The organism is Rheinheimera sp. UJ51, assembly GCF_020819615.1.
GTDB classification, from domain to species: Bacteria; Pseudomonadota; Gammaproteobacteria; order Enterobacterales; family Alteromonadaceae; genus Alishewanella; species Alishewanella maricola.
Genome location: NZ_JAJHOG010000002.1, coordinates 128140 through 150225 on the forward strand (window position 1 = coordinate 128140; position 22086 = coordinate 150225).

The 22086-nt window shown below is 47.4% G+C and carries 17 protein-coding genes; 4 read left to right on the forward strand and 13 right to left on the reverse strand.

Translation table 11 applies throughout. The annotated features are described in order from the left end of the window. Positions 1–23 precede the first annotated feature (23 nt). From LMJ53_RS02665 to LMJ53_RS02705, 9 genes are all read right to left on the reverse strand, one after another. Positions 24–884: a DUF7281 domain-containing protein gene (locus LMJ53_RS02665; protein ID WP_229584681.1), complete on the reverse strand. Its 861-nt coding sequence runs from the start codon at positions 882–884 to the stop codon at positions 24–26. Continuing rightward, positions 884–2125: a hypothetical protein gene (locus LMJ53_RS02670; protein WP_229584682.1), complete on the reverse strand. Its 1242-nt coding sequence runs from the start codon at positions 2123–2125 to the stop codon at positions 884–886. The genes LMJ53_RS02665 and LMJ53_RS02670 overlap by 1 nt, the downstream gene beginning before the upstream one ends. Beyond that, positions 2125–2745: a hypothetical protein gene (locus LMJ53_RS02675; protein WP_226750435.1), complete on the reverse strand. Its 621-nt coding sequence runs from the start codon at positions 2743–2745 to the stop codon at positions 2125–2127. The genes LMJ53_RS02670 and LMJ53_RS02675 overlap by 1 nt, the downstream gene beginning before the upstream one ends. After that, positions 2745–6410, reverse strand: a complete 3666-nt coding sequence (locus LMJ53_RS02680) for an ATP-binding protein (RefSeq protein WP_229584683.1) — start codon at positions 6408–6410, stop codon at positions 2745–2747. The genes LMJ53_RS02675 and LMJ53_RS02680 overlap by 1 nt, the downstream gene beginning before the upstream one ends. A 44-nt stretch (positions 6411–6454) precedes the next feature. Next, on the reverse strand, positions 6455–7618 hold the full coding sequence (locus tag LMJ53_RS02685; protein WP_229584684.1) for a DUF418 domain-containing protein: 1164 nt from the start codon (positions 7616–7618) through the stop codon (positions 6455–6457). Between the two features lie 136 nt (positions 7619–7754). After that, positions 7755–9941 (reverse strand): S41 family peptidase, encoded by a 2187-nt coding sequence (locus LMJ53_RS02690; RefSeq protein ID WP_229584685.1) that lies wholly within the window; start codon positions 9939–9941, stop codon positions 7755–7757. Positions 9942–10170: 229 nt separating this feature from the next. Beyond that, positions 10171–10791 carry a YigZ family protein gene (locus LMJ53_RS02695; RefSeq protein ID WP_229584686.1) on the reverse strand — a complete coding sequence of 207 codons (621 nt, stop codon included), beginning with the start codon at positions 10789–10791 and terminating at the stop codon, positions 10171–10173. A 56-nt stretch (positions 10792–10847) separates the two neighbouring features. Then, the gene (locus LMJ53_RS02700; protein WP_267867431.1) at positions 10848–12218 is read right to left on the reverse strand and encodes a class II fumarate hydratase; all 1371 of its coding nucleotides are present in this window, start codon (positions 12216–12218) and stop codon (positions 10848–10850) included. A 127-nt stretch (positions 12219–12345) separates the two neighbouring features. Beyond that, entirely contained in the window at positions 12346–12978 is a 633-nt protein-coding gene (locus LMJ53_RS02705) for a trimeric intracellular cation channel family protein (RefSeq protein WP_229584687.1), read from the reverse strand. Between the two features lie 196 nt (positions 12979–13174). On the opposite strand from LMJ53_RS02705, the gene LMJ53_RS02710 reads away from it, so the two are divergent. After that, on the forward strand, positions 13175–14140 hold the full coding sequence (locus LMJ53_RS02710; protein ID WP_229584688.1) for a hypothetical protein: 966 nt from the start codon (positions 13175–13177) through the stop codon (positions 14138–14140). Positions 14141–14185: 45 nt separating this feature from the next. Here LMJ53_RS02710 and leuD read toward each other — a convergent pair whose 3' ends face one another. The 4 genes from leuD to leuA are packed head-to-tail and all read right to left on the reverse strand — an operon-like array spanning position 14186 to position 18850. Next, positions 14186–14788 (reverse strand): 3-isopropylmalate dehydratase small subunit, encoded by a 603-nt coding sequence (leuD, locus tag LMJ53_RS02715; RefSeq protein WP_229584689.1) that lies wholly within the window; start codon positions 14786–14788, stop codon positions 14186–14188. After that, entirely contained in the window at positions 14785–16191 is a 1407-nt protein-coding gene (gene leuC / locus LMJ53_RS02720; RefSeq protein ID WP_420778838.1) for a 3-isopropylmalate dehydratase large subunit, read from the reverse strand. Before leuC ends, leuD begins: the two co-directional genes overlap by 4 nt. Continuing rightward, a complete protein-coding gene (gene leuB, locus LMJ53_RS02725) occupies positions 16191–17267 on the reverse strand; it encodes a 3-isopropylmalate dehydrogenase (protein WP_229584690.1) in 1077 nt (358 codons plus the stop codon). Before leuB ends, leuC begins: the two co-directional genes overlap by 1 nt. Further along, positions 17267–18850, reverse strand: a complete 1584-nt coding sequence (leuA, locus tag LMJ53_RS02730; protein ID WP_229584691.1) for a 2-isopropylmalate synthase — start codon at positions 18848–18850, stop codon at positions 17267–17269. The genes leuB and leuA overlap by 1 nt, the downstream gene beginning before the upstream one ends. Before the next feature lie 396 nt (positions 18851–19246). Between leuA and LMJ53_RS02735 the strand changes: the two genes are divergently transcribed. The 3 genes from LMJ53_RS02735 to LMJ53_RS02745 all read left to right on the forward strand — a co-directional run bounded on the left by LMJ53_RS02735 (position 19247) and on the right by LMJ53_RS02745 (position 22067). Beyond that, positions 19247–20548, forward strand: a complete 1302-nt coding sequence (locus LMJ53_RS02735; protein WP_229584692.1) for a hypothetical protein — start codon at positions 19247–19249, stop codon at positions 20546–20548. Positions 20549–20620: 72 nt separating this feature from the next. After that, positions 20621–21151, forward strand: coding sequence for a TIGR00645 family protein (locus LMJ53_RS02740; protein ID WP_229584693.1), 531 nt, complete (start codon positions 20621–20623; stop codon positions 21149–21151). Between the two features lie 307 nt (positions 21152–21458). Further along, entirely contained in the window at positions 21459–22067 is a 609-nt protein-coding gene (locus LMJ53_RS02745; RefSeq protein WP_229584694.1) for a PEP-CTERM sorting domain-containing protein, read from the forward strand. Positions 22068–22086: the final 19 nt, after the last annotated feature.

Here is a 22086-nt window from a genome sequence, read left to right on the forward strand (position 1 = left end):
CGGCTTACTTTCAAGCCGCTGTGTTAGCGCAAGTTGATGGCATAAAGCGCCAAGCCTTGCATTTGCTGCTGGCGCAAGCCCTTTAATTGCTGACAAATAAGCTGTTGGTAGGGTTTAAATGCGGGATGAACCTCTGCGCGTAACAGCTGATCTTGATACTTTAGTTGCTGATCAGCCTGCATGTCGACGCTAGCACATTGCTTAAACTGTGCAAACTCAGGTAACAGGATGCTTTGGCAGTTCAGACTAAAGGCAATAGCTAACCCCGCTAAATCGGCATCACCAAAATACAGGCTAGGTTTGCCGGTGTGTTGCCATGCGTCGTTCAGGGCTTTGCCACCGGTACTATAGTGGCTATCGCCCCGATAGATCACCAGCGGGTTTGGGTAGCGGTGGTGTAAGCGAAAGCGCGTGAGCTGATAAAAACAATCGAGGTTTTCGACGATGACTAAGGCGTCATAATCGCTTAGCTGCAGCTCACGCCAATCAAGATCAACGGTTGCTATGGTTAACCCCGCTTGCGAGATGGCAGTATTCAGCCTCAGCAATACTCTGGTTTGTCGCGGGCTTGCCCCGGCACTTTTCAGCTCTTGGTTAGCGTACTCCCCTTGCTGCAGCCGATCTTGCTCACTGACCTTAGCGCGAAAACAGACTTGCTGTAATTGCAGTTGTGCTTCGGCAATGTGTGCTAATAGTGCCAGATTAAACTGCACAACGGGTAAGTTGGCGCTGTGGCTTGGCAGTAACTGTTGCTCGATACACCAAGCAATAACTTGTCGAGCGACTTTGCCCTTGCTGCTAATGGCAACCTGACCATCGCGCTTAAGGCGCTGCTCTAGCTGTGCCAGCCAGTTCAGCGCCTGTAAGCCAAGTGCCGCCTGCATTAGGCTGCCTTTAAACCAATATTAATATCGCGGATCAGCAACAGGCCGTTAAAGGCACTGGCTGGGGCTTCTTCGCGTGTGATGCTAAACATCTGTTTTTCATCCAGCGGTAACGCCTGATATTCGGCTATGATCTGATACAGCCAGATCTCGCTATCCCAGGTTAATTGCTGAGTGCTCAGATAATCTAAGGCACTGATCTTGCCACCTTGATCAATCACCCGCAGATAAAAGTTTTCAACATCCGTTTTCAGCGCTTGCTGACGCGCAGCAATTTCTTCGTCTTGCAGCAGCAAGCTAAAGCTGGCGCTTTGTGTATCGGTTATGGTCACGCTGCTTGGGCGTGGTAGTGCTCTAACTAATTCTGCCAGCACTTGTCGCTCTGTGGCCTTATCTAGCGCAATGGCGGCTTGCGGTTTAATACTGGCAGCTTGGTTGAACAAGCTTGGCACGTCGCTGCGATGAGGATAATCGGCAGGCTGATATTTAGGGTGCTGCCGTAAAAACGCGGCCATATTAGCAATTAACAACGAGCGGGCTTGTTGTTGGCGGAATTTTGCCAGCAGTTCGACCAAGCGTTTTTGTACTTCTAATAAGCTGCTGTGATGCGAGCTTAATTGGTTTTGTAATTGACTGACCAGCAGTTTTCGCAGGTGATTATTTCCTTCCGACAACTCAATCAGTTCGTGAAAGTCGAGTAAATCTAAACCATCGAGCAAGCGGCGTAATTGTTTTTGCGCGCGTTCGTTTTCACGAATTTTATCATCGAGGCTACTGACAAAGCCAAAGTCGCTGTTAAGCCGATGCCATAAGCTGTCGATGGCTTCTTCAAACTGGCCACTTAAGTCATGCACATGTTCGGTTAAGCGTTGCAGTTGTAGCTCGGCCACGCTGTAATCGCCTTTAAACTGCGCATCACGATAGGCTTGTACCCGGTTGCGGATCTGCTCTAGCTTTTCAGCAACGTCGGCATTGATCTGACGGCGGTTTTCATCAGCCACCATACTGGCAATTAATTCACTAACTAATGGCCGCAGCGCCAACGGTTGCTGTTCATCTGGGCGCCATAAGATGCGCGCAGCAATCAGTTTTTTTAACGCCCCTTCGCTAAAAGCACTTTCGTCAATAAAGCCATCGACATAACCTTGCATCAAGGCTTTATGATGCTTGCCCAATAACGCTAAACGTTCAGCGCCGATGCTAAATAGGTTTGAAGCGATAGCCGGTTCTAAAGGCGCCATTAGATCAGCGCCTCTTGAGTGGGGGTGTCATCAACCGGCAAATGCTCTTCATCGCGGATAAAACGAATGAGATCAATAAGGTAATCAATTTTACCGGTAACCACATAGTACTGGCGTTCAGCATGAGGTTGTAATAAGTAACCGTGCTCTTTTAAGCGGCGGAAAATCAGTTTAACCTGGTTATCTAACTGCTCGCTTTGGCTATTAAAAAAGCGATCGCTGGCAAGCGTATTTAAACGCTGGCGCAAGCTTTGGTTATCTTCGGTGCGCAGCACAAACTCTTGCAATTTAATCGTATCACCAGCGGTCAGCGCACTGTCGCGGCCTAAGGTTTCTTGCACCAGTTGTAGCCACTCTAATAACGGCAGCAAAGATTGTACGGTTAAAGAAAATTGGCTGCTTAAGTGTTCACGTGCCTCTTTAGTTAGCTCATGAAACCCTAAGAAATACACACTGTGATCATCGTTACTGACTAAGCGGCGATTCAGTGGGCGTAAATAATGGTTAATCTCTTGCTGCGTTTGTTCTTGGCTTAAATGCCGATAAGCATCTTCATCAGTGATCTGACAAATAAAATCACCGGCCAGCAGGCGCTCTAATAAAGGTCCATGTTGTAACATTAGCTTACCTCCTGCTGTTTCTGGGCTAATCGCTCGGCTAAACGACTGACTTTCGGCTGAATGCGTTTAAGCTGGCGCTGGCTTGGATCTTGTTGGCTCGGCTCAATTAAATAGCGATGTTGAAACAGCATTAACACGTCGGATTCTGGATTAGGGAAAGCTCCCACAATGACAATATCGTTGCTGCTACAGGCCGCAAACAGTTTTTCGACGTTGTGGTAGGCCAAGGTGCCAATTTCATCAATCGGCCAATGGATCATCACTTTAGCTTCGCCACGTAAGAGACGGGTGAACGCCAATAAGTACTTACATAAAATCAGGTAAGCCATACCATGACTAGACGATTCCAGCAGTTGCCGATCGTTTTTAATGACTAATTCCGAGCCCCCTTCGCTTAAATGTAGCTCTAACCTGAGCAGCGATTCGATGCTGTATTGCTCGTCAGCGCGCAGTAAATCGACTACATCAGCTAAGGCATTCAAATAATGTTCTGATGGCAAAGCCTTACCTGACGCCGCCCATTCATCATACAATTTGGCGAACTGTTTCAATGGCTGCCAAAAGCCCAACTCGTCGATAGTTGATAAAATACGTACTTCAGAGCGGCTAATGCCTTCTAGTACCAGATCATCCGCCACCGCTTCACTTAACCGGCGGCTTTGCAGCGCAATACGGCGGTTAATATCACTAAACACCGTGAAGAATTTCTTTAAATCGCCGCCAATGTTCTCGCCCATTTCAAGTAATTGCTGTTGCGCACCTTTTAAGATTTCTAGCAGGTTTTGCAAAATAGGCAGTTGTTGGCGTTTACCGGCGTAATCCGGCAATTTGCGTTTCTCATGCTCGAGCCGGTCTAAAAACTCTGGGCCAGCATCTTTGCTCAGCACGGTTTCAAACTGCTCGAAGGCAAATTTTAAAGCGCTATCCAATTTGCTACGCTGCTCTAAGGCTTCATTGGCGCGAGCTAAGCGCTCAACACTGTCGGCAGACGGTGCCATGGTTGCAGGGGTAATACTGGCTAAATGCAGTTCTTGCAGTTTAGTGAGTACCGGTTTTAATTGGTTAAGTAACTGTTCTGCTTGGCTCATCAACTCTTGTTGCTGGCGTTTTTGTTCTTCTAGCTGCTTTTGGCGAGCACTGTATTCTGCTTTTAACTGCTCTAAAGCTTGTTTACCGCTGCGTTGTTGTTGTTTTAATTCGGTTTCTTGAGCGAGCAACTGGGGCCGTAATTGCTGCCAATCCAGCGCCATAAATTTTTGCCAATTATTCAGTTCATCATGACGATTCTCTGTGGCTTTGATGTCAGTTTTTAGCTGATCTTGTTTTTGCTTCAGCTCAGTTAAACGACGCGGATCAATGCCTTTTGCCGATAACTCTTCATTAAAGGCTTGTTGCAGGTCTTTAATTTGATTTTTGTTATCGTCGCGTTTGTGCTCAAGTTGACGCTCTAATTCGTCAATTTGTTCATCAAAAACGTATAACTCTGCTTGCCAGTCGGTTTTTAATTCAAGCTTTTGGCTTTGATGATCTTCTTTTAGCGCGCCTAAATCAGCTTGTTGCTGCTGCTTTAATTTTTCCAGTTGTTGCTGCTGGCTTTGCAACGTGTCGCGCACACTGCTTTGCCGTTGTTTGGTTAATTCGCGTTGCTGTGCTTGTAAACGATTGCGAGCGTCACGGGCATAGTCAATGTTTTGCTCAGATTGAGTGAGTTGCCACTCGGCTTGCTCCACTTGAGCACGACACAGCTCGGCCTGTTCGAAACGCTCTTTTAAAAGCTTTTCGGCTTGCAGCTTGTTGGCCTGGGCTTGTTGTAGCTGTTGCTCCGCCGTTTGAATACGATGGCGAATGGCCGCTTCATCTTGTGCATAATCGGGGGTGTCAATGGCGCTGAGATCGACCTTTAAACCATAGAGGCTGTCGCTCAATTCCGCCAAATGCGGCTGTAAGTCTTGGCGTTCTAATAAGCGCTCATCGATCACCTTGCCTAGCTTTTGCTCCCAGCCGTTATAGTGCAAGCGCAAGTAGTGGCGCAAACTTCCTTGTTCCGGTGTCAGTTGTCGGTTGAGTTGCTGTAATTGTTGCTCGGCGCTATGCAGCCCCTTGCGGCTTTGCTCTAACTGCTGATTAGCCTGTTCACGCTCTTGCCGAGCCTTTTGATGCTGTTGTTGCAACTGCTGGAGTTGCCGAGCTTGCTGCTGGGCTTGCTGCTGGGCTTGTTCTAAACGCAGTTCGGCCGCACGCAATTCATCGTGTTCAGCTTCGGTGAGGGGGGAAGTATTCAACTGGCTTTGGAGTACGGCAATGGTACTGCTCAGTTGCGTCAGTTGGTCCGCAAATTGTTGTTGGGCTTGTTGTAAGCGGCTTTGAAAGCTTTGCTCGAGTAGCGCCAGTTTGTTTTCTTGCTGCTCTCGCGTCTGGTCTTTTTGCTGCTGCAATTGCCGCGCTTTGGCACGATGCTGCTCACTTAAGCGATTAAACGCTTCGGCCAGTTTGGCTTTACGCTGTTCTAACTGCCGTTCTAAATCACCATGCTGTTCCACCATTAATTGATACTGCTCGACCACTTCTTGCAAGGTGTCGCGCCACAGGGGCAGTGCATCAGTATCGCGTTGCAGCTTAGGCATATCTTTGGCGTCATAATCATCGAAACGCTGTTGTAACTGATCTAAACGCGCACTGGTTTCATGCAAATCGGCTTCGGTTTTACTCAGTTTGCCATTGTGTTCAAGTTGCTGTGCATTAAAGTGTTCTTTTAACACCAGCAGTTCACCTCGTAACTGATTAACCTGCTGTTCGGCATCGGCCTTACGCAGTTTCTGCTGTTGCTCATCTTGTTGTAACAACGGTAACAATGCACTGAGCTGCCCTTCGGCGCCATCTAACTGCAGTGCTAATTGCTTTAAGCGTTCAAAATCTTGTTGTAGCTTGTCCAACCGCATCGACTGACGCATTTGCTGGATCCACTCGCGCGCCTTGGTGTTTTTAACCTTAGTGGTAGGTAAGGTAACGCCATCTTCCTCAAAAATAGCGGCCAGCATGGCTTTTAGCGTGTCCATTTTGCCTTCTTTGGCATGCACGGCACTCACCAGCTTTTCAATGTGGCGTAATTTATGGCCACTGCTAACCAAGCTAAAGGTTGCGGCTAAACGCCTTAGCTTTACGCTATCGGCGTTGTTACCACGCAATGCCGCCGCATCATTTTGAATAATACTGCGGTACTCGCTGGTGGCACTGATTTTGGCTGACACTTGCACATCCGGCCGAGCGCGCATGGCACTGGCCCAATCGCTGTAACTGAGTGCTTTTACGCCTTCATCGCTTTGAGTCAGGTAAAAGTCGCTTTGATAAGCCGCGGCCACTAAGCGATAGTCAACACCGCCTTCGCTTTTCCGGGTCAGTACCACTTGGCAAATATCACCGCTCTCGCGCTGATATTCATAAATTAAGTAGCTGTTAGAAAACGGCAGGTAAAATTCATCGAATTTTTTACGGGTTTTCGGTACTACGCGGTTGGGCTGCTCACCATAAAATACCGGCACTAAGCGTTGTAAGGTGGTTTTGCCTGAGGCATTGGTACCACAAATATTGGTGTGTTGATCCAACTGTAATTCGACCACACCGGGCAGGTGGGTATGGATCAGCACAATACGAAGTAATTGTGACATAAGCATTTCCTGTCAGCGCCTACTGCAGGCGCTGTCGTTTTCAATTATTGGCCGTTATTATCCATGGAATGATGATAATTACCAGCACTCGCCACCGCGGCGGGTTGTTTGCTTAAATGCCGCCACAGTAATTCAAGCGGCCCTTGTTGAAAACGTTGCAGATACCAGCGGCTGAGCAGCAATTGCAAGGCTATCATGCCCAAGGCAATCGCGGTTAAGGCTAACCTGTCTAAGCTGGCGAACCAGTCGGGGCGCAGCACGCGAAATAGCAGCACCATTAAAACGGTTTGGGTAAGATATAGGCTAAAGGCCAAGCGGCCACAGGGAATTAACCAACGCTGTAACAGGGGCTGCTGTTTTAGATGGATCAGCGCACTTGCAAAGCTCAGTGCCATCAATACTTCGGCTAAGTAACTCCAGGGCAGGGCGGTATTCAGATCGTAAAAATAATCAGTCCGATAATCCAAATAAACAATGCTGGCACTTAATAACAAACCAACGGCAAATAATCCAGCAGTGACCACAGGGCTAAAGCCTCGCTGAAACCATTGTGTCTTAAATAGCGCGATCCCCGATAACATTAAAGCCAGGCTATACCAGAACATCGACAGTAGATAAGATATGGCGTAATAGCCGCTGAAGCTGATGTTTTCGATAACTTGTGCAAGATAAGGCCCGGTCCATAATTGCTGTTGTCTTAGCAGTTCATCGCTGTCCATCGGGGTGATTACGGTCGGGTCAAACCAGAGATAACCGGCATAGAATACCGGTAGCAACAAGCCAAGCACAAAAAACTGGCGTGCTTTACGCCAGAGCGCTGCACTATCTAACGCTAGGTAGCCGCGGTAAAGCATAAAAAGCCCGGCTAACGCATACCACAGTAAAATGTCGCCAAACCACAATAGCCAGCCATGCAGTAAACCAAACAGCGCCAGCCAGTATAATCGGCGTTTTACATAGGCGATGCCATAGCGTTGGTAAATAAGCCATAAACTGACACCAAACAACAAATTAAATAGCGTTAAAAAACGACCTTGCAACAGCAGCGTTTGCACACTAAACAGCAGCGTATCCAGCGAGCTGACACCTTCGGACCAATGCAGGCTATGGGAGTAAGGCGGCGGCAGCGCAAAGGCATAGATATTCATCAAAATCAGGCCAAGCACAGCAAAGCCGCGGATCATATCAAGCTGGGGTAGTCTACTCATTCGTGCATCCATGGTGTGGAATGGTTATTTAAACCGCAGCACGGCAGCAAGCGGCATAGGGCTTTGGGTGCAAAAGCAAAACAGCAGCGCGCTATTTACTGCCGATTTGCTCTGGACTTTGCCTGTACTGGCGGTGTTAATTCGCTTTTAAGTACAGCAGCGCTTGTTCCAGTACTTCATCGCGGCCTGCGGCTATCCCTGCAATAGTGGGTTTCACTTCAACATCAGACACAATGCCAATCCGCTGTGTTGGGGTTTTATCTGGATAAAATACGCCAATACCGCTTAACCATGTTGAATGACCACCTGGCAGAGGAATATGCGATATATTCCCATCTGCCCCTGCGGTGGTGCTGCCAAACACCTTGGCTTTAGGCGCACCACGTAAAGCCATCGAGGTATATTCAGATTGGCTTTGGCTATGCTCGTTAATTAAGATCGCTATTTTACCTTGGTAATAGTTTGGGTTAGTTTCGCCAACACTTAATGCTGGTGTCCAAGTAAACTTGCCTGGATGATCCGCTTGCATATTAGTAAAGCGTACAAACTCGAAAGGCTTTGGATAAAGATGGCGGCCAAGATTAAAAACCACAAACTGTGATGGATAGTTACGAATATCGATCACCAGCCCTTTGGTGTCAGCAAGTTCTTGCATCATGGTATCGACATCTACATCAGCCATTTTATCTAAGCGGATATAGCCAATCTCAGGGCTCAGTCGCTGATAGGCTGTGTCACCATGCTCGTTATAATAGTATTGGCGCTTAATCGCATTTCTCGCCAACAATGGTAATGGTATTGTTAGTTCTTTTGTCCCTCGTAACACCTTTACGGTTAATTGCTCCTCGTTGCTATTAAGCAACAAACTAGACATTTTCATTAGGCGGGTAGGTTCATTTGAAGCTGCCGCCAACGGTTGTAAATAGGCTAAGCGCTCACTAACCGGCTGACCATTAATTTGAGTAATGATATCGCCTACCTTAATGTCTGGTGCGTTCTGATAAACTTTGTAGACAACCGCTTGCTGCTCAACAAAGCGCACGTCTACAGGCGGCCTTTTGCCACCAACATAGTTCGTTATCAGGTTCGCATTATTAAGCTTTAACTGGGTATGCGTATCATGTATGGCATAAATTACTTGGGATAATGCCAGCTGATACTCTAGTTCTGTTTTTGCCAGCAGCATTGCCGGTATCGCATCCTGTAAAACCTTTTCCCAAGGCTGTTCTGTTAAATCACGGTAGGGTGAGTAGTATTGAATGATATTCCATAGTCGGTATAAGGTGAGTAACCTAAAGCCGGAATCTTGGTAGTTGATATCAGGGTATACTTTTTCATTAAAAGTGGGATTGCCAACACCAGCTGCTTTTTTTACCCAGTAATGTGGCTGTGGAATATCGGTGGCATAAATTGTGGCGAGTTGCTGGTTCAGTTCAGCGGATAAGCCCCAACTTTGCCAGAACTGTGCAGGATGAATTAATGCGGCATCTTGATGATTTTTGCATTGCTGACAAGGTGTTATTTCGCCAAGTGCCTTGATCCAATCAAGCAATATTTGATCCTTACCTTGAGCAGATACAGAGAGTACTTGGGGCAACAAGCGAAATAACTCAGCATCCATACTGACATTGCCTTTTGCCGATTCTGGATGAAAATATTTTATAAAGCCCCAGACTTTCCCTAATGCCGCTAAGTTATGCTGCTGTGTGCTGGTTAGATTAGTGATGCGAATGCCAGATTCCTGTTCAAATTCGTGCGATGCGTTTGCTACAAAAACACGCTGCTTAGCTTGTGCTATGGGGATGCCATCAAGCGTTAACTGCAGATCGGCAAAATAAGCTTCACCTACATCACTTAAAAAAACACCAAAGCTAAGACTTTCTGCCTCTGCTACCACATCTATTGATAGTTCAACCTGCTGCCAGTTTTGGCTCACCTTAACGGGGCTCTCTGCCGTATTTGCAAAAGCCAGTGCGTTGCCATTGCCGTTTAGCCTGATCCAAAGTGCAGGGCTGCCATTTTCAGTAGCAGGTTCCGTTTTAATCCACCCCTTTAAGGTCAGCGTCTTGCCAATATAACTAAAGGGTATTTGCATCATTGCAAACGCATAGTCATCCTTGGTGGTGGGTTTGGCTCGGCTCAGGCGTAAACTTTGCGCGGTTTGCGTGGGATGTTGGTCACTTAAGAGGTTTGGCTCACTACCATTAACGAACCAGCCATTTGGTGTATTAATGTTGGTTGCTGAAAACTCCAGGTTAGGAGCTTGTGCCAGCATTAAAAAACTCAGTGAGTAAAGTAGCAGGCTTATCAAAAACTTCTTCATAAATAATCCTTTAAAAACAGCCGAAGCAGTTTGAATTTTTAACGAGGTAGGTGATGTTTAGTCATATTGATACACAATTAATTAAATAGTGTAAACAATTTATTTTTATTTGAAAGGTTAGCTAGGTTGCTGGCGCTATAACGGGTGTTATCTTTTTAGCTAGCGTTTTAACCGATCTGAGCAATGCAGCATGAATGCGCGTCAGGGGCGAGTGTGGAATCCACAAAGGTTACTTGCTGCAAGAGGGGGTGATGATCTGCGCTTGGCCGGCGGTCAGATTATTCAGTTGTTGCATAAACTCATCCTCGGCCTGCTCGGGTAGGCGAATACTGATCTCCACTTGTTGTTGATACCGAATCGCTAAGACTTCACCGCCGTATTGCTGTAGCATTTGTCGCAAGCGGGCTTCAGCGGCGAAACTAACCCGAACGGTTAACTCGCTTTGCGGGCTAACAGTGGTTAACTCAGCTAAATTAGCGGCTTGCGACACCGCAGCCGAGTAAGCGCGCACCAGGCCACCCGCACCCAGTTTCACCCCACCAAAATAGCGCACGACTACGGCCAAGGTATTACCTAATTCGCGCTCAGTTAGTACATGCAACATCGGTTTACCGGCGGTGCCGCTGGGCTCGCCATCATCACTAAAGGCTTGGGTTAAAGGCTGGCGAGTATTGCCAATAATATAGGCCCAGCATACGTGATTAGCATCTTTGTAGCGTTCACGATAATGCTGTAGCCACTGCAAGGCGATCTCACGATCAGTGACCGGCTGCAAAAAGGTCAGAAAATCACTGTTCTTTTCAGTGAGCCGATGCTCAACCGGCGCGGCCAGGGTAGTGTAGGTGGTCATGTTTGCTTAAGCTAACTTCTTGTGCTCAGGTGAAAAGATTATATCGGATCTTGTTGCTACGATGCTCCCGTTAATTGCTTTGGATCTAATAGCTCCTTCAGCTCATCCCTGCTTAACTCAGTCAGTTCCGCCGCCACATCAATAATGGGGCGTTGCTGCTGATAAGCCTGTTTGGCAATCGCAGCGGCTTGGTCATAGCCAATTTTACTGTTGAGTGCGGTCACCAAGATCGGGTTTTTCGCCACCGTTTGCGCAATATGCTGCTCATTAACCGTAAAATCCGCTATGGCTTGTGTGGCCAATGCTTGGCAACTGCCACTGAGTAAACTGATCGCTTCTAATAGATTATCGGCCACCAGTGGCAGCATCACGTTTAACTCAAAATTACCCGATTGCGCCCCCATGCTAATGGCGGTATCACAGGCAAACACTTGCACAGAGGCCATCGCCACCGCTTCGGGGATCACCGGGTTGACTTTACCCGGCATAATCGACGAACCGGGTTGTAAAGCCGCTAAGCTAATTTCGCTTAAGCCTGCTAACGGCCCAGAGTTCATCCAGCGTAAATCGTTAGCGATTTTTAACAGTGCTGCGGCTAAGGTTTTTAACGCGCCGGAGAGCGCGAGCGCACTATCTTGCGAGCTTAAATTAAAAAAGAAGTTAGAGCTGGGCGTTAAGCTTAAGCCGGTTTGTTGGCTTAGTTGCTTGGCAAACAGGACGGCGAAATCTTTATGCGCATTAATACCTGAACCCACTGCGGTGCCACCTTGCGCTAATTGGCTTAGCAGCGGCACTTGCTGCTGTAACTGGGTTTGCGCATGACTCAGCTGACTGTGCCAGCCGCCGAGCACTTGCGCAAAGGTCACCGGCATGGCATCCATTAAATGGGTGCGGCCGGTTTTAACAATATGGCCTATTTCGGCAGATTTTGTGTTAATTGCTTCTTGTAACGACTGTAGTGCCGGAAATAATTGCTGCTCTAACGCCAATAAGCTACTCAATTGTATCGCCGTGGGGATAGTGTCGTTACTGCTTTGGCCAAAATTGACCTGATCATTGGGATGAATGCGCTCGCCAGCTAAATGACTCGCCACGGTCGCCAGCACTTCATTCACGTTCATATTGCTGCTGGTGCCCGAGCCGGTTTGATAGACACTGACGGGGAACTGGCTTAAATCAGTGTTACTGAGTAGCTTTTCAGCCGCCTTGACAATGGCATTGGCCTGAGCGGTGTTTAGCAATCCCAATTGGGCATTGCTGTGGGCTGCGGCTTGTTTAATTTGCAGCAAAGCCCGAATAAAGCCCAGCGGCAGCGTTTTTGGACTGATTTGAAAGTTTTGCACGGCGCGTTGCGTTTGTGCTTGGTAAAGCGCGCTACTTGGCACTTGTAACTCGCCCATGGAATCGCGTTCGGTGCGGGTAGACATAATGACTCCTGTTATTAAAGGATGCCTTTAGCCTAGCTGCAGTGTGCTGAAGATGCCAGGTTAGCCTGAGTAGGGTTTAGCACGAGCGTGATACCTCAGGCGTTTGGGAAGCGCTGTAATAATCAGATTAAGGCTCGTTCAACTCCTGCGAGTTGCGGCCAAATACCGGAATGGTCAGTTGCCATTTAATGGCGGCTAAGCGCAGTAATAGCAGGCTTGTCATACCGGCGAGCATGGCATAAATAGGGGCGATATGCAGCGCCAATAGGCTGGTATACACCGCACCACCAAAAATACAGGTAAAAGCATACAGCTCGCCGCGAAACACCATGGGAATCTCCCGGCACAGTACATCACGGATCATGCCACCACACACGCCGCTCATGGTGCCGAGCATAATGGCCACCATGGTCGAGGTGCCGTGATCCAGCGCTTTTTGCGTACCCATAATCACAAAAAAGGCCAGCCCAATGGCATCGGCAATTTGTAACGTATTATTGGGAATGGTCAGACGATTACGTACCAGTAAGATGGTGGCACCGGCTGCGGCAAAGATGGCAAAAAAGTAGCTGTTGTTGTTCATCCAGATCACCGGCACATCTAAAATGAGATCGCGCAGTGTTCCGCCGCCAATGGCGGTAACGGTGGCTAATACAATCACGCCGAAGCCATCCATGTGATTACGCCATGCTGCCAAAGTTCCCGACACAGCAAATACAGCGATGCCTAATAAATCGAACCAATGGAAATAGTCTGTCACTGCGTTATCCGTCCTGTCTGGTATGGCGTGCGGCATGCATTTTAACATTGATGGTGCTGTGGCAACATCCTTTGCTGTAAATCGCAGCAGGTTAATCTAACAAATACATAAAGGTCGAACCTGTGTCGACAAAGCGCATGACTTTTCGCGGCACATCGCCTATGGTAGGCAAGATTTTTTTGGGGTTGGTTTGAGTATGCGAAAGAATAAACTGTTATTAGACATTGGCTTAGCCGCAGTGGTTTGCGTGGCTATCTATCAGTATGTTAATTACCAAGCGGCTAAGATCATTGGTCAGCAAATTGACTATATTAACCAATCTTATGCTGAAATGGCGTCTGCTGGCTTGATGCCTGGGCTAAGTTTGAGCTATCAGCGGATTAAAGCCAATTATTGGCAAGATGATTACCGGATTGAAGGTGTTCAAGTTGATGTGGCGGCCGTCGGTGTTTTGGCAGAAGTAGCGCAGCTGCAAGTACGTGGCTTTGAGCCGGGTACGTTAGCCGATAATGGTCAGGTATCGATTGTGGGGTTAAAACTCTCTGACGGGATGCAGATGTTTTTGCCGCCCGAGTTGGCCAAACTCGCCAAAGGCTTATTCATCAATACGGATTATCAATATCATTACTCGGGGAAAAGCGGCAACTTGCGTTTAACGCAGCAATTGTATATTGGCGAGGGCTTCTCGGTAAATTTTCAATTGCAGATGCAAAAGATGCAGCGGTTTTGGCAGTTTGCCAAACAGTGGACGGCGATGGACGCTGAAGCGCAGCAAGTATTCAGTCAGTCGGATGCTTATAGTCAGCAGTTAACACAAGCCTTAACCGAAGGTTTAGTAGCAGAAGGGCAGTTGAATATCGTTAATGGGGGGTTTTTACAAGCCTTGTATCAGGCGCTCCGGCAAACCGAGCAAACCGCACAAGTGGAAGCGTTAAAAGGGCAGTTAGAGCAGTTTTTAACGCAGCATCCCAGCTTACCGAGTGCCATTAGCCAGCCGCTATTGGTTTTTTTGGCCGATCCGCGCGCGTTAACCTTTCAATTTAAATTAGAGCAACCGTTAAGTTTTGTGCAGTTACAGCAAGGTGAGTGGCCAGAGCAGGTGCAAAGCGCTGAGCAGATGTTAGAGTTTGGCAATATGCTATTGCTAGTCAATCCAGAATAGTGTCACAAGCAGCGTAATGATTGGCTGCTTGTGACCAATACCGTTTTAGCCTAACCAGGGTAAACGGGCTTTGCGCTGCGCTTCAAAGGCGGAAATTTCTGCACCTAGTTGCTCGCTGGAGCCGATAAAGTCTAAACCACTTAATAAGCGTTGTTTAATATCTGGGTCAATGCTAAATCCCATTGCGGCGTTATTACCAAACAGAATTTCTTGGCTAGCTAAATCGATCTGCCATTGTTGCGGCCCTTGGGCACAGCGTTTAAACAGCAGTTCAATATTGGTTTTGCTTAGCTGAATTAATAACATGCCGTTATTCACGCTGTTATTAAAGAAAATATCGGCAAAGCTCTCGGCGATAATCACTTGAAAACCATACTGTTGCAGTGCCCACGGCGCATGTTCGCGGCTTGAACCACAGCCAAAGTTTGCTCGGGTTAACAAAATAGACGCGCCTTGGTATTGCGGGAAGTTCAGCACAAAGTCGGTATTCGGGACGCCGTCTGTCACATAGCGCCAATCATAAAATAGCGCTTCGGCAAAACCATCACGGCTGACTGAGGTTAAAAACTGTTTTGGGATGATCTGATCGGTATCCACATTGTTTTTATCTAATGGGCAGACTAACCCGGCTTTAAAAATCTGACTCATGCCCAGTCTCCTTGCGTGATATTAACAAATTTACCGGCAATTGCCGCGGCCGCTGCCATAGCAGGGCTAACTAAATGGGTGCGGGCGCCACGACCTTGGCGGCCTTCAAAATTACGATTGCTCGTAGAAGCACAGCGTTGTCCGGCTTCTACGCGATCGTCATTCATGCCAAGGCACATGGAGCAACCGGGTTCACGCCATTCAAAACCGGCAGCTTTAAAGATATCGGCTAAGCCTTCCGCTTCGGCTTGGCGTTTCACAATACCTGAGCCGGGTACGACTAACGCGCGTACGCCCGCCGCGACGGTTTTGCCATTAATCACACTGGCGGCGGCACGTAAATCTTCAATGCGGCTGTTGGTACAGCTACCAATAAACACCACATCCACTTGGCAATCTGTTAATTTTTGACCGGCACTTAAACCCATATATTGCAGCGCTCGTGCTGCGGCATCGCGTTTCGTTTCGTCCGCAAAACTTTCTGGGGCAGGCACCGGCGTATCGACCGAAATGACTTGCTCAGGGCTAGTGCCCCAAGTCACTTGCGGTGCAATATCGGCGGCATTAATCTGCACGGTTTGATCAAATACCGCATCGCTATCTGAATGCAGGCTTTGCCAATAACTGACTGCGGCAGGCCAATGCTCACCTTGAGGCGCATTGGCTTTATCTTTTAAATAAGCAAAAGTAACGTCATCTGGTGCGATCAAGCCGGCTTTTGCGCCCATCTCAATGCTCATATTGCACAGGGTCATGCGGCTTTCCATGCTCATGGCGCTGATGGTATCGCCAGTAAATTCGGCAACATAACCATTACCCCCGGCAGTGCCGAGCTTACCAATTACCGCTAAGGCAACGTCTTTTGCGGTGACATGTGCAGATAATTGACCATTGATTACGACTTTCAGGGTTTTAGCTTGTTGTTGTGGCAGTGTTTGTGTGGCTAATACATGTTCCACTTCTGAAGTACCAATGCCAAAAGCTAAGGCACCAAAAGCGCCATGCGTTGAGGTGTGCGAGTCGCCACACACGATGATCATACCTGGCTGAGTTAAGCCTTGCTCAGGACCAATAACATGCACAATGCCTTGATCGGGATGGGTTAAATCCAAAATCGGGATCTGGTTTTCGGCACAGTTTTCGGCCAGCGCTTCAAGTTGTTTGCGCGAGGTTTCACCGGCGGCATCTAAACTGCGCTTTTGCGTGGATACGTTGTGATCCATGGTGGCAAAAGTGAGATCGGTACGACGCACATGACGCCCAGCCAATTTTAAACCTGAGAAAGCCTGAGGCGAGGTCACTTCGTGGATCAAATGCCGGTCTACATATAATAAATCGGTGCTGGCATTAATTTTACCCACAACATGGCTTTGATAAATCTTCTGATATAGCGTTTGGCCCATCAGTTGTTCTCCTGGCGTAAAGTGGCAACAATGGCAGCGCCAACGGCGGCCGTTCCATAAGTCGATTTCGGGTTAATATCGCGGGTAACAATGTGTTGCTCTAAGCAAGACTGTACTGCTTTCTCAATAGCTTGCGCCGCGGCTTCTTCCGCAAAGCTGTAACGCAGCATTAAGGCGACACTGAGAATTTGTGCGATAGGGTTAGCAATACCTTTGCCGGCAATATCTGGGGCGCTTCCGCCCGCGGGCTCATATAAACCGAAACCACTACCGTTTAAGCTGGCAGAGGGTAATAGACCTAATGAACCGGCAATGGCCGCAATTTCGTCCGATAAAATATCGCCAAACAAGTTGTCGCACAACATCACGTCAAATTGTTGTGGGCTACGGATAAGCTGCATGGCGGCGTTATCGATATACATATGCTCTAAAGTGATGTCCGGAAACTCTTTGGCTACGCGCTCCACGGTTTCGCGCCATAAAATACTGGTTTGCAGCACGTTGGCTTTATCAATAGACGTCACTTTTTTGCTACGCTTACCGGCTGCAGTAAAGGCGACGCGGGCAATGCGTTCGATTTCTGGCACGCTGTAGCGCTGAATATCAAAGGCATCAACGGCGGTACGGCCTTTCTCGCCGAAATAAATACCGCCGGTCAGTTCACGAATACATAACACATCCATGCCTAGCGAGCTTACGCGGGGGTGTAGCGGTGATAACTCTGCAAAGGCCGGATAAATTTGCCCAGGGCGCATATTACAAAACAAATCAAAGGTTTTGCGCAGGGGTAACAATGAGCCACGCTCTGGTTGACTGTCTGGCGCTAAACCGGTCCACTTAGGGCCGCCGACCGAGCCAAATAAGATAGCATCACTGTTTTTACAAAGTGCTAAGGTTGCCGCAGGTAAGGGCTCACCGGTTGCATCAATCGCAGCGCCACCGACTAAAGCTTCTGTAAGGCTTAAGCTAAACTGAAACTTTTCTGCCACTACGTTTAACACTTTAATGGCTTCGGCCATAACTTCTGGGCCGATGCCATCACCGGCCAATACGGCTACTTTATAATGCTTACTCATTATTCACCTGCTGTCTTGTTAATGTGTGATTCGTGACTTTTCGCTTGCTTGTGGGCATGAATCGTTTGAGCGCGTTGGATCATATTCAGCACATGCACATAGGCCAGCACCGAGGCAAGGACGATATCGGTGGCTAAACCCGCACCATGAAAGCGTTGCCCTTCATATTCCGCGGTAATATCGACCTGGCCTAAAGCATCTTCGCCACTGCCTTTGGCCGACAAATTAAAATCGACCATCTTGATCTGCAACTGGCTAATGCGTTGCACGGCTAAGAAAGCGGCTTCAACTGGGCCATTGCCCGTTGCCGCTTCGGTTACTACCTTACCTTCACAACTTAAGCCCACTGTGGCGCTTGCCACATGGCCGGTATGCGTAGAAGAGCTTAAAAACTCTAATTTGTAGAATTCGTCTTGCTCTTGTAAGTTTTGGAAAAACACCAAGGCTTCTAAATCGTAATCAAATACCCGACCCTTTTGATCGGCTAAAGCCAAGAAGCTTTGATAAACCTCTTCTAGTTGATAATCCTCTTTGGTGTAACCCAACTCGGCTAAACGATGTTGAATTACATGGCGACCCGAGCGCGAGGTTAGGTTTAATTCGTTTTGTCGAATACCGACGTGCTCTGGCGACATAATTTCATAGGTGTTCTGTGCTTTTAACACGCCGTCCTGATGAATACCCGAGCTGTGGGCAAAGGCATTTTCACCGACAATGGCTTTATTCGGTTGGATCGGCATATTACAAATTTGGCTAACCAAATGAGAGCTACGATAAATCTCTGTGGTTTTAATATCGGTGTACAAAGGCGCTAACACGTCTTTGCGGGTATTGATGATCATCGCCACTTCTTCTAGTGAGCAATTACCAGCACGTTCCCCGATACCATTGACCGTACATTCGATTTGGCGTGCCCCGGCTTGAATGGCACTGATACTGTTCGCCACCGCTAAGCCTAAGTCGTTATGGCAATGCACGCTTAAGCGTGCTTTATCAATATTCGGCACTTTGCTTTTTAAGCTATGAATAATGGCAGCAAACTCGTTCGGGATGGTGTAACCGACGGTATCGGGGATATTAATGGTGGTCGCGCCGGCAGCAATGGCTCGCTCAACGATCCAACACAAATCATCAATCGGCGTTCGCCCGGCATCTTCACAGGAGAATTCGATATCGTCGGTATAGCGGCTGGCTAATTTAATAGCAGCGACAGCTTGCTCGGTGGCTTGGGCTAAGGTTTTGCGCAATTTGTATTGTAAGTGTAAAGGCGAGGTGGCGATAAAAGTATGAATACGGCGGCGCTCGGCGTCTTTTAACGCTTCGCCACAGGCTTCAATATCAGCACTGACTGCGCGAGAAAGACCACAAATAACCGGCCCTTTCACTTCACGGGCAATACGCTGCACTGAGGCAAAGTCACCGGGGCTGGATACCGGAAAGCCTACTTCCATTACATCAACATTTAAGCGGGCAATAGCATGCGCCAGTTGAATTTTTTGCTTTTGGCTTAAGCTGGCGCGTAACGCCTGCTCACCATCACGCAAGGTGGTATCGAAAATCCAAATTTTGTTATCAGCACTCATCACGCTTTCCTTTTAATGGCCTTAGGCGTACAACATGCCGGAAGTAATAAAAAAACCCCGGCCAAGGCACGGGGTTTTAGTTTATCGGTAGTGAACGCTCACCAATAAGCACGACCCCGTGCAGCGCAGAGGAGCACGAGGAGTAGGCTAATGATGTAGGTCACAACTGAAGAATTCATTTACTGTATTGCTGCCTTATTTACAGAACGCCATATTAATAACATGGTTATTTTTGCAGTGCAACAGTATAGATGGCTAAATGGATAAAAACTTTGGTTGTAGGCTGCGCCATTTTCAGTGTGCTGTTCGATTTTCGATGGGCTCTTTACTTAACCACGTTGCACCCAAGCCGCGACAACGTTAGATTAAGGCTTGCTGATTTTTAAGGAACGTCTTGTGCAAGTAAAACTGATTTTCTCGGCCCTAACCATGGCCACATTATTGGGCGCGTGTCAAAAAGCGCCAGAACCCGTTGTGACAACAGATGCGTGGTCGCCTTTGGCTCAGCGTTATGTCAGTTTAGTTTTGGCACTGGGCGAGCATGATAAAAGTTATGTCGATGCCTATTATGGCCCTGCCGAATGGGCAGAACAGGCCAAAACGGCTGCGCAATCAGCGGCAGAGATTGCCACTGCGGGCAGTGCTTTACAGGCTGAAATCAGGGCGTTAAGTACAACGGATGCGCAGCTACGATTACGCCAGCACTATTTAATTACGCAATTAACGGCCTTAGTCAGCCATGCGCAAACGCTGGCAACGGGCGAGCGGGCCAGTTTTGAGCAACAAGCACAACAATTGTATGACACCTTGCCGCCGCAACGTGATTTGGCCAGTTTTGATACTGTTTTAGCCGAGCTAGATGCGCTAGTGCCAGGCGAGGGGGATTTAACCGAGCGAGTGGTTGCATACCGCGCGGGCTTTGTGATCCCGCAAGATAAACAACAGCAGGTCTTTGAGCGGGCGATAGCGGAGTGTCAGGCTCGCACGCTCAGTCGCATAGATTTACCCCAGCAGGAGCGTTTTACGTTGGAGTTTGTCGAAGACAAACCTTGGAGTGGCTATAACTGGTATCAAGGTGCGGCTTATAGTCTGATCCAAATTAATATTGAGCGGCCCATTGATATCTCGCGCGCGGTCGACTTGGGGTGTCATGAAGGGTATCCAGGGCATCACACCTACAATGCATTGTTAGAACAGAAATTAAAAAACGAGTTACAGTGGGTCGAATTTAGCGTTTACCCCTTATTTAGTCCGCAGTCGTTAATCGCGGAAGGTACGGCAAACTATGGCATTAGTATGGCGTTCCCTGGTGAGCAAAAGATGCAATTCGAGCGTGATGTGCTCTATCCGTTAGCGGGCTTAGATGCTGCGTTGGCTGCAGAGTATGAGCAATTTTTAAAGTTAATGGCTCAACTAAGCTATGCCGGTAATGAAATTGCGCGGTTATACCTCAATGGTGAAATTGATGCGGCAACGGCACAAAGCTTACGCCAACGTTACTTGTTGCAAAGTGAAGCAGAAGCCAAGCAAGGCATCCGGTTTGTTGATACCTATGGCGCTTATGTGATCAACTACAATTGGGGCAAGGATTTAGTGAAGAACTATATCGAGCAAGCCGGCTCTGAAGATGAGCGCTGGCAGCGTTTTATGAGTTTGTTGTCAACGCCGAAGTTGCCGTCTTCTATTGCTTGGGAATAAAATGCTCGCAGTTGCCCGTCGCTCGTGTTTACATGCGCGACAGCTTACTTAAACCGATAAACAGGAAATTGCATGGAACGTTACTTTGAAAGACTGATGTATGGCACGCGCTGGATCATGGCGCCGATATATCTGGGTTTGAGTTTATGTTTAATGGCATTAGCCATTAAGTTTTTTCAGGAAATATTTCATGTTATCCCAATGATTTTTAGCATGAAAGAAGTAGAACTGATCCTGATCACCCTAAGCTTAATTGATATTGCTTTGGTCGGTGGTTTGTTGGTGATGGTGATGTTTTCAGGTTATGAAAACTTTGTCTCGCGGCTCGACTTACACGGCCATGATGACAAGTTAGGTTGGTTGGGTAAGTTAGACTCTAACTCACTGAAAAACAAGGTAGCGGCGTCTATTGTTGCAATTTCGTCCATTCATTTGCTAAAAGTGTTTATGAATACCGAATCTATCGATAACGATAAGATTAAATGGTACTTATTGATCCACATTACTTTTGTGTTGTCGGCTTTTGCGATGGGTTACTTAGATAAAATTTTGCGTGATAAGCCTGATGCAAAAGCCGTGAGTGTTGAAAACAGTAAACTATAACATTTAGCCGGTAATCGACATAACAGCGTTGAGTTAACTAGGTTTTTGTATAATCCAGGCTAAGTAGCTACGCGTAGACCTATTTATTAGGATCGGTTTATGTGTAGTTACTTTGTCTAACGGGTTGCTAAAGTGACAGCTTTTTTTACAGTCTGGTTAGACCTCTTTTTTTAAACTCTTAAAAATCAACTGTTTAATTTTTGGCATTTATTTTGCATTGTTTTTTAGTGTTGTTTCTTGCCATCTCTAAACAACCTCGAATTCTTAATCGTGAATAATGACCCATCAAATGATATTTGGAGTACAGATGAAACTTAAGGTATTAGCACTTTCGCTAGCATTTACCCTTTCAGCGGCTTTTCTACCGGTCTCGTCAGCTCATGCCGGTTTAATCAGTGCCGATTCTTCGACTTGGAATTCAGCAGGTACTGCTCTTGCAAGGAATGCTAATCTTTCAACGGCTAATAGTTTTTACATTTGGAATAATAATACTAACTGGTTTATCCGTTGGACTTTTAGTAGTGTTCAAGAAATATACGGTAATATTGAATTACCCAATGGCAGCCCATTTCGTTTTCACTCATTTGAGTCAGGTACATATGACTCAATAAATGCTGCTGGTGACTTCACTTCGTATGTTACGGGTGGTTATCTTGATGGTTTGGATTTTACCTTAGCTGCGGGAGAGACCTTTAATTTTCAAGTGTTTAAGACAAACGGTGGTGCTTTAAATTTTGACGTGTATAGCGGCTCTCCACTCGTTCAGTTTAGCTCTTTGAATAATGGCAATGGTATATTTTTAAGCAATGAGATCCCAAGAGGCGCTGACGTTACTGCAGTACCAGAACCGACTACTCTTGCTTTAATCGGCTTGGGTTTATTAGGTTTGGGCGCTACTCGTCGTCGTAAAGCTTAATCCTTACCTTGTTTTACTA

Bases quoted from the DNA above. Each gene is read 5' to 3' on its own strand.
- LMJ53_RS02665 (WP_229584681.1), bottom strand. From the start codon at position 884: ATGCAGGCGGCACTTGGCTTACAGGCGCTGAACTGGCTGGCACAGCTA.
- LMJ53_RS02670 (WP_229584682.1), bottom strand. From the start codon at position 2,125: ATGGCGCCTTTAGAACCGGCTATCGCTTCAAACCTATTTAGCATCGGC.
- LMJ53_RS02675 (WP_226750435.1), bottom strand. From the start codon at position 2,745: ATGTTACAACATGGACCTTTATTAGAGCGCCTGCTGGCCGGTGATTTT.
- LMJ53_RS02680 (WP_229584683.1), bottom strand. From the start codon at position 6,410: ATGTCACAATTACTTCGTATTGTGCTGATCCATACCCACCTGCCCGGT.
- LMJ53_RS02685 (WP_229584684.1), bottom strand. From the start codon at position 7,618: ATGAGTAGACTACCCCAGCTTGATATGATCCGCGGCTTTGCTGTGCTT.
- LMJ53_RS02690 (WP_229584685.1), bottom strand. From the start codon at position 9,941: ATGAAGAAGTTTTTGATAAGCCTGCTACTTTACTCACTGAGTTTTTTA.
- LMJ53_RS02695 (WP_229584686.1), bottom strand. From the start codon at position 10,791: ATGACCACCTACACTACCCTGGCCGCGCCGGTTGAGCATCGGCTCACT.
- LMJ53_RS02700 (WP_267867431.1), bottom strand. From the start codon at position 12,218: ATGTCTACCCGCACCGAACGCGATTCCATGGGCGAGTTACAAGTGCCA.
- LMJ53_RS02710 (WP_229584688.1), top strand. From the start codon at position 13,175: ATGCGAAAGAATAAACTGTTATTAGACATTGGCTTAGCCGCAGTGGTT.
- leuD (WP_229584689.1), bottom strand. From the start codon at position 14,788: ATGAGTCAGATTTTTAAAGCCGGGTTAGTCTGCCCATTAGATAAAAAC.
- leuC (WP_420778838.1), bottom strand. From the start codon at position 16,191: ATGGGCCAAACGCTATATCAGAAGATTTATCAAAGCCATGTTGTGGGT.
- leuB (WP_229584690.1), bottom strand. From the start codon at position 17,267: ATGAGTAAGCATTATAAAGTAGCCGTATTGGCCGGTGATGGCATCGGC.
- leuA (WP_229584691.1), bottom strand. From the start codon at position 18,850: ATGAGTGCTGATAACAAAATTTGGATTTTCGATACCACCTTGCGTGAT.
- LMJ53_RS02740 (WP_229584693.1), top strand. From the start codon at position 20,621: ATGGAACGTTACTTTGAAAGACTGATGTATGGCACGCGCTGGATCATG.
- LMJ53_RS02745 (WP_229584694.1), top strand. From the start codon at position 21,459: ATGAAACTTAAGGTATTAGCACTTTCGCTAGCATTTACCCTTTCAGCG.